The 11,123-nt window shown below is 62.4% G+C and carries 9 protein-coding genes and 2 pseudogenes; 5 read left to right on the forward strand and 6 right to left on the reverse strand.

The window, feature by feature from the left end:
• Positions 1 to 179: 179 nt before the first annotated feature.
• The 4 genes from ZBI01S_RS09130 to nrdI form a co-directional block, all read right to left on the reverse strand.
• Complete coding sequence (locus ZBI01S_RS09130) at positions 180 to 761, reverse strand: NADPH-dependent FMN reductase (RefSeq protein ID WP_066059513.1); 582 nt, start codon at positions 759 to 761, stop codon at positions 180 to 182.
• A gap of 297 nt (positions 762 to 1,058) precedes the next feature.
• Positions 1,059 to 2,084 (reverse strand): class 1b ribonucleoside-diphosphate reductase subunit beta, encoded by a 1,026-nt coding sequence (gene nrdF / locus ZBI01S_RS09140; protein ID WP_083523249.1) that lies wholly within the window; start codon positions 2,082 to 2,084, stop codon positions 1,059 to 1,061.
• Positions 2,085 to 2,116: 32 nt separating this feature from the next.
• The gene (nrdE, locus tag ZBI01S_RS09145; protein ID WP_066059516.1) at positions 2,117 to 4,273 is read right to left on the reverse strand and encodes a class 1b ribonucleoside-diphosphate reductase subunit alpha; all 2,157 of its coding nucleotides are present in this window, start codon (positions 4,271 to 4,273) and stop codon (positions 2,117 to 2,119) included.
• Entirely contained in the window at positions 4,270 to 4,773 is a 504-nt protein-coding gene (nrdI, locus tag ZBI01S_RS09150; RefSeq protein WP_066059519.1) for a class Ib ribonucleoside-diphosphate reductase assembly flavoprotein NrdI, read from the reverse strand. Before nrdI ends, nrdE begins: the two co-directional genes overlap by 4 nt.
• A 245-nt stretch (positions 4,774 to 5,018) precedes the next feature.
• Between nrdI and ZBI01S_RS09155 the strand changes: the two genes are divergently transcribed.
• The 5 genes and pseudogenes from ZBI01S_RS09155 (at position 5,019) to ZBI01S_RS09175 (ending at position 10,235) form a co-directional block, all read left to right on the forward strand.
• Positions 5,019 to 6,884: a phosphoenolpyruvate carboxykinase (GTP) gene (locus tag ZBI01S_RS09155; protein WP_066059522.1), complete on the forward strand. Its 1,866-nt coding sequence runs from the start codon at positions 5,019 to 5,021 to the stop codon at positions 6,882 to 6,884.
• 90 nt (positions 6,885 to 6,974) lie between these two features.
• Positions 6,975 to 7,894: pseudogene (locus ZBI01S_RS09160) on the forward strand (metal ABC transporter substrate-binding protein).
• Entirely contained in the window at positions 7,891 to 8,628 is a 738-nt protein-coding gene (locus tag ZBI01S_RS09165) for a metal ABC transporter ATP-binding protein (protein WP_066059525.1), read from the forward strand. Before ZBI01S_RS09160 ends, ZBI01S_RS09165 begins: the two are co-directional and overlap by 4 nt.
• Entirely contained in the window at positions 8,628 to 9,503 is an 876-nt protein-coding gene (locus ZBI01S_RS09170; protein ID WP_066059529.1) for a metal ABC transporter permease, read from the forward strand. The genes ZBI01S_RS09165 and ZBI01S_RS09170 overlap by 1 nt, the downstream gene beginning before the upstream one ends.
• A gap of 9 nt (positions 9,504 to 9,512) precedes the next feature.
• Complete coding sequence (locus tag ZBI01S_RS09175) at positions 9,513 to 10,235, forward strand: metal-dependent transcriptional regulator (protein ID WP_083524680.1); 723 nt, start codon at positions 9,513 to 9,515, stop codon at positions 10,233 to 10,235.
• Here ZBI01S_RS09175 and ZBI01S_RS09180 read toward each other — a convergent pair.
• Positions 10,211 to 10,891, reverse strand: a complete 681-nt coding sequence (locus ZBI01S_RS09180) for a metal-dependent transcriptional regulator (RefSeq protein ID WP_066059536.1) — start codon at positions 10,889 to 10,891, stop codon at positions 10,211 to 10,213. The genes ZBI01S_RS09175 and ZBI01S_RS09180 overlap by 25 nt on opposite strands.
• A 48-nt stretch (positions 10,892 to 10,939) precedes the next feature.
• Positions 10,940 to 11,123, reverse strand: a pseudogene (locus ZBI01S_RS10035) (hypothetical protein); the annotation flags it as partial.

The following is an 11,123-nucleotide window of genomic DNA, read 5'->3' on the forward strand; positions in this document are numbered from 1 at the left end:
AACAGGCGGAATTGGTGTGTGATCGCTACGCGTGCGGACAAGGATGGGGGTGAAGTTCCGCGGATTCCCTCGCGATTCCGCGGAACCTGTGGCTGCTTGCATTCATCAGCGCCCAAGGCATCGGCTTAGGGACGGCCCCATTCGAGCCATGATCGATGCCCTGCATCGGGATTCGATAATCACCCGTTGCCGCTTGCTTCGAGCTGTCTGTCGATGATGCCGACGAAGCGATCTACGTAGTCTTGGAGGAACTGCGCAGTGCCTTCATTGAGCCGATCCTCTTCATCGAAAAGGGTGGGTGATTGCGCGAGAAACACCTCTGGTTGGCCCGGCGTCGGCATGTCGAAGTATGACAAGGCGAGGCGAAGGTTCTTCTGTGAGCTGTAGCCGCCCATGCGGCCCACCGAGTGGCTAATGATGCCGGCTGGTAGGTTCTTCCATGCGACATCTCCATTGGGTTTGGAACCGATGTCGATGGCGTTCTTGAGGCATGCGGGAATGGTGCGATTGTTCTCTGGCGTGACGAACAGGATGCCATCGGAAGCCTTGATTGCCTCTCGAAATGCCGTGTACTCCTCTGGGACTCGCACGTCGGCAACTTCGGGGTCGTCGTAATCGAAGTCGTACAGAGGGAGGTCACGGATCTCAAGGATGCTTGCTTTGTAACCTTCGGGGAAGTAGTCGATGGCGTTGTGGGCGATCTTGCGCGCGTAAGAGCCCCGGCGTAGGCTCCCGATGATTACGTTGATGTTCTTTGTCATTGGCGGTGTTCTCTTTCTTCGAAGTGATATCAGTGCTCGATGGGCGGGAGAAAAGGTCGGGCCCCAAACGCTGGCGGTGGGCCGGCACGGTGCGACGCGGCGATGAACTGATCAAGCTTGTGTGGACTCTCCGCGCGGAGAAACATGCCAAGCATCGAAAGGAGCCCACCGATAACGGCATCTCGGTTCGAACTGGTCCCGAGTAACCGCAGCGCAGCGGGCTGGTTGCCTTCTCGTACAGCCTGAAACAAGGCGATAGTTTCGAGCCATGCCCCTTCGTCGGGACGGGGCAAAGGCTCAGAAGTCCCAGTCATCGTCACTGGTATCTACTGCTTTGCCGATGATGTAGCTGGACCCAGAACCAGAGAAGAAGTCATGGTTCTCGTCCGCGCCGGGTGCGAGAGCCGCGAGGATCTCCGGGTTGACTTCGGTCTCTTCTGGCGTGAAGCGGGCAGGGTAGCCGAGGTTCATGAGTGCTTTGTTCGCGTTGTAGCGGACGAACACGGCGACGTCGTCCATGAGTCCGAGCGGCTCGTAGAGCTCACCGGAGTAGGCCAGTTCGAGTTCGTAGAGCTCTTCGAGGAGCGCATAGGTGAACTCGCGCATGTGCTCTTGTTCGGCGAGGGTGTGGGTTTCGAGGCCGCGCTGGTATTTGTAGCCGGAGTAGTAGCCGTGCACGGCCTTGTCGCGGAGGATGAGCCGGATCATGTCGGCGGTGTTAGTGAGCGTGGCGTGCACGGAGAAGTGCAGCGGCAGGTAGAACCCCGCGTACAGCAGCAGCGAGGACAGCAGCGTCGAGGAGACCTTCCGCTTGAGCGGATCATCCCCGTAGTAGTGCGCGAGCACCCTCTTACACCGCTCCTGAAGAAGGTCGTTCGCGACGGCCCACCGGTAGGCGTCGTCGATTTCGGGGGTCGAGGTGAGCGTGGAAAACACAGACGAGTAGGAGCGGGCGTGCACGGACTGCATGAACGCGATATTTGTGTACACGGCCTCCTCATGTTCGGTGCGGGCATCCTGGATCTGGCAGATCTCCCCAACGGTGGCCTGCACGGTGTCAAGCATGGTGAGCCCGGTGAACACGCGCATGGTCAGCGTGCGTTCCTCCTGGGTGAGTTTCTGCCAGGCGGCGAGATCGTTGGAGAGCGGCACCTTCTCCGGCAGCCAGAAGTTCGCAGTGAGGCGGTTCCAAACTTCGAGGTCTTTGTCGTCGCCGACGCGGTTCCAGTTGATGGGCCGTAGGCGGGCTGCCGGGTCGTGCCGATAGCCGGGCGGGGTGACGGAGATCTCGGTGATCGGGCGGGTGATATCGGTGAGGGTCATGGGTGCTCCTTCGGGAAGATCAGATTCTGGGGTTACAGCGCGCAAGAGACGCAGCCTTCAATCTCGGTGCCTTCGAGCGCGGGCTGGCGCAGGCGGATGTAATAAAGGGTCTTGATCCCGGCACGCCAGGCATGGATCTGGGCTCTGTTGATGTCGCGCGTGGTCGCCGTGTCGCGGAAGAACAGTGTCAGGGACAGGCCTTGGTCGACATGCTGGGTGGCGGCGGCGTAGGTGTCGATGATCTTCTCGTAGCCGATCTCGTACGCGTCCTCGAAGAACTCAAGGTTGTCGTCGGTCATGTGCGGGGCCGGGTAGTAGACGCGGCCGAGCTTGCCTTCTTTGCGGATCTCGATCTTCGCTGCGATCGGATGGATCGACGCGGTCGCATTGTTTACGTACGAGATCGATCCGGTCGGCGGGATGGCCTGCAGGTACGCGTTGTAGATGCCGTGCTGCCGCACGGATTCCCGCAGCTGCGCCCAGTCGCCACGGGTGGGGATCGCGACACCTGCCTTTGCGAAAAGGACGCGAACGCGGTCGGTGGCCGGCTGCCAGTCACGCTCGGTGTACTTGTCGAAGTACGAGCCATCGGCGTAGGCGGAGGTCTCGAATCCGGCGAACGTCGTTCCTCGTTCTATGGCGAGCCTGTTCGAGGCACGCAGGGCGTGGTAGGTGACAGTGAGGAAGTAGATGTCGGTGAAGTCGATACCTTCCTCACTGCCGTAGCGGATGCGTTGCGAGGCGAGGAATCCGTGGAGGTTCATCTGCCCGAGCCCGATCGCGTGCGATGCGTCGTTTCCGGCGGCGATCGATGGGACCGCGTCGATGTTGGTCTGGTCGGACACGCTCGTGAGTGCCCGCACTGCGGTTTCGACCGTTGCGCCGAAGTCTGGTGAAGCGAAGGCCTGGGCGATGTTGAGAGATCCGAGGTTGCAGGAGATGTCTCGGCCGACCTGCTCGTACCCGATCGCGGCGTCGTAACAGGACGGGGTGTTCACTTGGAGGATCTCACTGCAGAGGTTGGACATGTTGATCCATCCCTGCAGAGGGTTCGCGCGGTTGACGGTGTCCTCGAACAGCACGTAGGGGTATCCGGATTCGAACTGCAGCTCGGCGAGGGTCTTGAAGAACTCTCGGGCGCTGATCGTGGTTTTCCGCACCCGTGGGTTCGAAACCAGGTCGTCGTAGTGGTCGTTCACGGACAGATCCGACAGCGGCTTCCCGTACTCGCGCTCAACGTCGTAAGGGCTGAACAGGTGCATTTCCCGGTTCTCCTTCGCGAGCTGGAAGGTGACGTCGGGGATCACAACGCCGAGGGAGAGCGTCTTGATGCGGATCTTCTCGTCCGCGTTCTCCCGCTTCGTGTCGAGGAACCGCAGGATGTCGGGGTGGTGCGCATGCAGATACACCGCTCCCGCGCCCTGCCGGGCGCCGAGCTGGTTGGCGTAGCTGAAGCTGTCTTCGAGGATCTTCATCACCGGGACAACGCCGGAGGCCTGGTTCTCGATCTGCTTGATCGGCGCTCCTGTCTCGCGCAGGTTCGTCAGCAGCAGCGCGACTCCGCCTCCGCGCTTGGAGAGCTGCAGGGCGGAGTTGACGCTCCTGCCGATGGACTCGAGGTTGTCCTCAAGGCGGAGCAGGAAGCAGGAGACGAGCTCCCCGCGCTGCGCTTTGCCCGCGTTCAGGAACGTCGGGGTCGCGGGTTGGAACCGGCCGGAGAGCATCTCGTCCACCAGCCGAGTCGCGAGGGCTTCATCGCCCTGACCGAGGAAGAGCGCGGTGGCGACGACGCGCTCTTCGAAGCCTTCCAGGTAGGTGGTTCCGTCGAACGTTTTCAGGGCGTAGGACGTGAAGAACTTGAACGCGCCGAGGAACGTGTGGAAACGGTGCCCCGCCCCGCGGGCGCGCTCATGCAGGTCCGTGAGGAACTCCGGGGTGTAGGCGTCGAGGAACGCCTGCTCGTAGTAGTCGTTCGTGACCAGCCACTCCAGGCGTTCGGCCACGCTCGGGAAGGTTCTCATGTTCGGGATGACGTGCTGGAGCAGGTACGCCTCGGCAGCTTCCCGGTCCTTGTGGAACTGGATCGACCCGTCCGGGGCGAACAGGTTCAGTTGCGCGTTGAGTGCGTGGTAGTCCTTCCGTGCGCCAATTCCGGTGCGGGCCGGAGCTTCTGGGGAGGTGATGGTCATGCGGTCTTCCTCTCAATGGATGTCGGGTTTTTGGAGGCCTGCTCCCAGAAGCGGGTCAGGCCGTTCTTCACGTGTTCGATGTCGCGCTGCGTGCCGAGCAGCTCGAAGCGGTACAGCTCCGGGACCTGGCATTTCGCGGAGATGACGGGACCGGCGAGGCAGTAGTGCTCGCCGAAGTTCGTGTTCCCCGCTGTGATGACGCCACGTATGAGTGCCCGGTTAGCGGGGTCGTTCAGAAACTGGATTACCTGCTTCGGTACCGCCCCAGCTCGTTCCCCTCCGCCGTACGTGGGGACAACGAGCACAAACGGCCGTGTAACCCGGATCAACCCCTCCACCCGTGGCCGCAGCGGAACACGAACCGCGGGCCGGTCGAGCCGGTCGACGAAGCGACGAGTGTTCTCCGAAACACTCGAAAAGAACACCAGATCAGGCGACCGGGCGGCGGCAAGTTCGTGCACAGAGGGCGCTTCGCGCCGGGACTCGGATAGGGCTGGCATGGTGATCCTCCTCGCTCTTCGGTTGCGACGCGCCCCGCCAGCAACCACTACATGTTGTGCCTCACCAGAGTTTGGAGCGGCGTATCTAGTAATAACATCACTGTAGTTCCCCGATCTACGACACGCCAACATTTGAAACTACGGCACGCCGAATATTAGAGTGAAGTGCGCAGATGATCTGTGACTGTGGGCAGGACGGTCGTCGGACGCGCTCAGACGCGAAAAGAGAGAAGAAGGAGTGTCACATGGCTGATGAGAGCCGAATCCCGATACCTGCCGAGATTGACAATGAGAGCATCCGTGCATTCGTGGAGGAGTGGGCCGAGGTCACCGATCCCGAGCGGATCGAGCTCGTCTCGGCTGCCGATGACGCGCGGCTCATCGGCGAAGCCCTCGCCGCAGGTGAACTGCTGCCCGCTGGTGTGGGCCGGTACTATGCCAGATCCAACCCGGAGGACACCGCCCGCTCTGAAGAGCGCACTGTCGTCGCAACCTCGAATCCTGCCGATCGCGGCCGCTACAACAACTGGCAGCCAGTGAGCGAGGTGAAGCCGCTCATTGTCGAGCGGATGCGCGGGGCCTCTCGTGGGAAGACGATGTACGTCGTTCCCTATCTGATGGCGCCGCCCGGCACCCCGCTCGCGGCCTACGCGGCCGGGGTGGAGCTGACTGATGATCGCACCGTGGTGCTGCAGATGATCCGCATGACCCGCGTCGGCCTCGAACACTTCGACGGGCTCACCGACCCGAACTTCTTCGTCCGCGGCGTGCAGGTCACCGGCGATCCCGACACGCTCATGCACGGCACCCCGGAGGATGCGCGCCTGTTCGCGACCATCGCCGACGAGCGCACGATCCTCCATTACGGCTCCGCATACGGCGGCAACGCACTTCTCGGGAAAATCGCTCACGGCCTCCGCCAGGCCTCCTACGACGGCTACCTCTCGGGCAAGTTCCTCGCCGAACAGTTCCTCCTGTTAGGCATCCGCGACCTCGAAACCGGTGCCACCTCTCACGTCTGCGGCGGGTTTCCGAGCGCGTCGGGTAAGACCAACCTCGCGATGACATTGCCGCCGGACACGCTCGGGGATCGGTACCGGGTTGACTTCTACGGCGACGATATTGCCTGGTTGTGGATCGACGACGAGGGCCGCTTGCGGGCGATCAACCCCGAGAACGGCGCGTTCGGGGTGGCGAAAGACACGAACGAGCGTACGAACCCGACGGCGATGGCTGCGATCGCGGAGGGCTCCGGCACGATCTTCACCAATACCGCCTACAACCGTCTCACTGGCGACGTGTGGTGGGAGGGTCTCACCCCCCAGCCTCCTGCGGAACTGGAGGGCTGGCTCGACTGGACAGGAGCCCCTATCGCCGACCGCAGATCTGACCAGCAGGATGCTCCGTGGGCGCACCCGAACAGCCGTTTCACGATTCCCCTCGAACGCATCCCGAACCTCGCCGCCGATGCCGCAGACCCTGCAGGTGTTGTGATCGATGCGATCATCTTCGGCGGTCGCACCCGCGACCGCGAACCCCTGATCCGCGCCATCGACGACCTCGCGGTCGGCGTCTACGACGGCCTCACCCTGGGCGCGGAGGCGACCTTCGCCGCGGAGGGCGTCGACGGGCAACTCAGATACGACCCTATGTCGATGCGACCCTTCTTCTCCTACTCAGAAGGCCGCTACGCGAAGCACTGGCTGAGCCTCCTCAGCCAGGCGCGGGAGCTGCCGGTATTCGCGCACGTCAACTGGTTCCAGCGCGACCCCGAAGACGGCCACTACCTCTGGCCTGGCTACCGCGAGAACCTCCGCGCGCTGAACTGGCTCTTCCGCTACCGCGCAGGGGACGCCCACGGGCAGCCCACGCCAGTAGGCGTCCTCCCCACAGCGGAAGAACTCGACCTCACCGGCCTCGATGTTCCCGCAGAGGATCTTGACCGGCTGCTGCGAATCGACACGAAGCGCTGGGCCGAGGAAATGCAGCACCGACATGGGCACCTCTCGAACCTGCGAGACCTCCCACAAGCCATCTGGGATGCACATCATCGTGTCGCTGAAACTCTCCAACCACTCGCCTCCGACCCAGCGTCGGATATTGCCCAATGATGTGGGCAGTACCGCAGACGCGACCATTGAACACCCTGACATGAAGGACTTATAGAGCATGAACGCAGCACACCCCGATCCCCAGGATCCATCCGACGCTCGCTCGCTTTGTTGGCAGCATCGGCACTCACGATCAGCCTCGCCGCCTGCAGCAGTGCCGGCAGCGGTACCGACGCCGCAGCCGACGAACGCCCGGTGGTACTGACCACCTTCACCGTCCTCGCGGACATTGCTGAGAACGTGGCCGGCGACCACTTGCGCGTGGAGTCGATCACGAAGGTTGGCGCGGAGATCCACGGTTACGAGCCCACGCCGGGGACATTCGAAAGGCCTCCGAAGCCGACCTCATTCTTGACAACGGGATGAACCTCGAAGCATGGTTCGGGCAGTTCGTTGAGGGACTGGACGTGCCTCACGTCGTCGTCAGCGAAGGAGTCGAGACGATAGATATCAGTGAGGACGCCTATGCCGGGTTGCCGAACCCGCACGCGTGGATGAGCCCAGTGAACGTGCAGATCTACGTCGACAACATGCTCGAGGCGTTCAGCGAGCTCGACCCAGAGAACGCGAGCGCATTTGAGGCCAACGGAGAGGCGTACAAGGCTGAGCTTCAGAGCGTGCAAGACGAACTTGTCGAGGAACTATCAGTTTTGCCTGCCAATCAGCGGGCTTTGGTGACCTGCGAGGGCGCGTTCTCGTACCTCGCTCGTGATGCCGGGCTGACCGAGAAGTACATCTGGGCCGTGAACGCTGAGCAACAGGCCACGCCGCAGCAGATCACTTCGGCGATCGAGTTCGTGCGCGCCAACGACGTACCCGCTGTGTTCTGCGAGTCCACCGTTTCAGATGCACCCATGCAGCAGGTCGTCGAGGCCACCGATGCAGTCTTCGGCGGCACACTCTACGTGGACTCTCTCTCTGAAGCCGACGGCCCGGTGCCGACCTACCTCGACCTCATTCGCCATGACGCGACCGTCATCATCGACGCCCTGACCGGACAGCAGTCATGACCGCAGCGATCTCAGTGCACGACGTCACAGTGCACTACGGTGAGGTCCTCGCCCTCGATCACGCCAGCCTCGACATCCAAGCCGGGCGCGTATGTGGACTCATCGGGATGAACGGATCTGGAAAATCCACTCTGTTCAAGACCATCATGGGGCTCCTGCGTCCCGACTCCGGAACTGTGCGCGTTGAGGGTGAGAATCCCGCGAAAGCACGCAAATCGGGCGTCGTGGGCTACGTGCCGCAGAGTGAGGACGTGGACTGGGCCTTCCCGGTAACGGTGCGCGACGTCGTCATGACCGGACGCTACGGCCACATGGGCTTCACCCGCCACGCGAGGAAAGCCGACCATGACGCCGTTGATCACGCGTTGGAACGGGTGGAACTCACTGAATATGCAAATAGACAGATCGGGCAACTCTCAGGCGGCCAAAAGAAGCGCGCCTTCGTGGCACGCGGCATCGCGCAAGGCGCGACGATCCTGCTGCTGGACGAGCCATTCGCTGGCGTCGACAAGCGATCCGAAGCGACCATCACCCGTCTGCTGCGCGAACTCGCCGGCGACGGAGCAACGATCCTCGTCTCAACCCACGACCTCCACGCATTACCCGACCTGGCCGACGAGGCCATTCTACTCATGCGGCGCGTGCTCATGCACGGCGAACCCGGCCTGGTGCTCCAGCCCGACAACCTTGCCCTGGCCTTCGGCCTGGACGTCATGAACCGAGGCGACAACTGATGAACCTGATCGAATTCTTCCTCGAACCCCTCAGCTACGACTTCATGGTCAGAGCCCTCGCCACCACCCTGATCGCCTCGATCGTGTGCGCGGTGCTCTCCTGCTGGCTCGTCCTGATCGGTTGGTCGCTCATGGGTGACGCTGTCTCCCACGCCGTCCTCCCTGGTGTCGTCCTGGCCTACATCGCCGGTGCGCCCTTTGCGCTCGGCGCCGTGATCTTCGGCTTCCTCGCCGTCGCCCTGATCGGAGCGGTGAGAGACACCAGCAGAGTGAAGGAGGACGCCGCAATTGGGATCGTGTTCACCACCCTCTTCGCGCTCGGGCTCGTGCTGATCTCCGTCACGCCGTCGCAGACCGACCTGAATCACATCATCTTCGGTAACCTGCTCGGCGTTTCCTGGTCGGACCTCATCCAGATCATCATCCTCGGTGCGATCACCTTCATCATTCTCATCAGCAAACGCCGCGACTTCACCCTCTACGCCTTCGACCCCACACACGCCCACGCCATCGGGCTCAACCCGAAGCTCCTCGGTGCCGCCCTCCTCGGCCTCCTCGCACTGACCGCGGTCGTTGCTTTGCAAGCCGTCGGCGTGGTCCTCGTCGTCGCGATGCTCATCATCCCAGGAGCCACCGCCTACCTCCTCACCGACCGGTTTGGACGCATGTTCATCATCGCCCCCGCCATCTCCGCCGCTTGCGCCGTGATTGGCCTCTACCTGAGCTACTACCTCGACACCGCCTCCGGAGGCATGGTCGTCCTCGCCCAGGGGGCCGTGTTCGCACTGGTCTACCTCTTCAGCCCCCGGCACGGCCTCATCGGAACCCGAGTCCTGAGCTCACGTCGTCGCCGAGCGCTCGCCGCTGCTCAGTGAGGGCCCCGTATGCGTGGCAAAAGCGACCGGTCAGGGACCAGAGCGCGGTATCTTCGTGCGATCTGGTCCCTGACCGAATCCGATCATGTGCCGGTCACGATCACCGGCCTCGCCCGCGCACTGCAACATGTTCCGGGAAGCGTTTCCGAACAGGTCAAACGTCTCGTCTGCGATGGCCTGATCGAACACGAACGGTACAAGAGTGTTTCGCTTACGCCGGAGGGGCGGTTAGAAGCGATACAGGTCGTGCGGGCCAATCGAATACTTCGCTGCTTCCTTCACGACATCCTCAACCTCCCTTGGAGCGAACTCGCCACAAACGCAGAAGCACTGGAAGGCAGCAGTTCACCTAGGTTTCCCCAGCGGATCGAAGCCTCCCTCGACGAGCCCACCCACGACCCCTACGGGCAACCCATCCCTACACCAGGCGGCGACATCGAACCCCTCACCGACTCACCGCTGGGACAGCTGGTTCACTCGCACCGGACTCCGGTCGTGATCACGCGAGTCGCCGACGCGCCTGTGGAAATACTGACCTTCCTCGACGAGCGGAACCTCCGCCCGGGCACTCGGATGCAGATCCGCGCAAGTGCAACGGGTTCGCACGTCGCTGACGTCCGCACGGCACAATGGCACGGAACGCTACTCCCGGCCGGAATAGGGGCGCTTCGCGGGTCACTCCCCGAAGAAGCGGAGCAACTGCTGGCTCAACCGTCTGCGATGGACACGTAGAGCGCATCCGTAGCCGAACGTCCCAACGCCACTGAGGACGCTGCCTCCGCCACCCGCACATCAAGCGAATCCGAAAAGGCCGCCCCTTCGCCGATATCGAGTGTCGCTCCGACCACAAATCCGTGCTCCTGAAAGAACTGTAGGAGCGCGGGGTCCGAGTCCGAGATGCGTTCGACCAGAACACGGTGCCCCGCTCCTACCGTAGTCAGTTGCGTTGCATCTGGGATATGTACGGTGCCGTCTGCTGACGGGATGGGGTCGCCATGCGGGTCGCGGGTGGGGAACTCCAGAAACTCATCGATCCGGTCGATCATGAAATCTGACACCGCATGCTCAAGGTGCTCTGCCTCATCGTGCACTTGATCCCAGGAGTAGCCCAGGACACTCACAAGGAACGCCTCGATGAGGCGATGCCGCCTGACCATCACCAACGCATACGAACGTCCGGTCTCCGTCAACTCCACCGCCCCGTAAGGCGCGTGGTCTACGAGCCCCTGCGACGCGAGCTTGCGGACGGCATCAGAGACGGAGGAGAGCTTTAATCCCGTCCGCTCCGCGATCAGCGTCGGCGTCACCTGCGCGGACGACCACTCCGTGAGGCCCCATATGGCCTTCAGATAGTTCTGTGTGCTGGCGGAAAGCGCTGAGACGGACATTTACTCATGGTACTGCCGAACTTTGAACTACGGCGCAGATGTTTTCGACTATGTGCTTTCGTGCACCAAGCTCACGATTAGCGCCGTAATCGCAGCGCTCGCTTGCCTCGGCAACACGCCATTTCCAAGTGCGGCGAGCTGATGATTTGCGGTAAGTCCATGCTGGGCATCAGTTACCCATCCCGATGGAAGACCCATGAGCCATTCCACAAACGCGGGTGCGGGACGGGGT

The sequence above is a fragment of the [Zimmermannella] bifida NBRC 103089 genome, from assembly GCF_001570925.1.
GTDB classification, from domain to species: Bacteria; Actinomycetota; Actinomycetes; order Actinomycetales; family Microbacteriaceae; genus Gulosibacter; species Gulosibacter bifidus.

Coding starts and splice junctions, on each gene's coding strand:
- ZBI01S_RS09130 (WP_066059513.1), bottom strand. CDS start 761: ATGACAAAGAACATCAACGTAATCATCGGGAGCCTACGCCGGGGCTCT.
- nrdF (WP_083523249.1), bottom strand. CDS start 2,084: ATGACCCTCACCGATATCACCCGCCCGATCACCGAGATCTCCGTCACC.
- nrdE (WP_066059516.1), bottom strand. CDS start 4,273: ATGACCATCACCTCCCCAGAAGCTCCGGCCCGCACCGGAATTGGCGCA.
- nrdI (WP_066059519.1), bottom strand. CDS start 4,773: ATGCCAGCCCTATCCGAGTCCCGGCGCGAAGCGCCCTCTGTGCACGAA.
- ZBI01S_RS09155 (WP_066059522.1), top strand. CDS start 5,019: ATGGCTGATGAGAGCCGAATCCCGATACCTGCCGAGATTGACAATGAG.
- ZBI01S_RS09165 (WP_066059525.1), top strand. CDS start 7,891: ATGACCGCAGCGATCTCAGTGCACGACGTCACAGTGCACTACGGTGAG.
- ZBI01S_RS09170 (WP_066059529.1), top strand. CDS start 8,628: ATGAACCTGATCGAATTCTTCCTCGAACCCCTCAGCTACGACTTCATG.
- ZBI01S_RS09175 (WP_083524680.1), top strand. CDS start 9,513: ATGCGTGGCAAAAGCGACCGGTCAGGGACCAGAGCGCGGTATCTTCGT.
- ZBI01S_RS09180 (WP_066059536.1), bottom strand. CDS start 10,891: ATGTCCGTCTCAGCGCTTTCCGCCAGCACACAGAACTATCTGAAGGCC.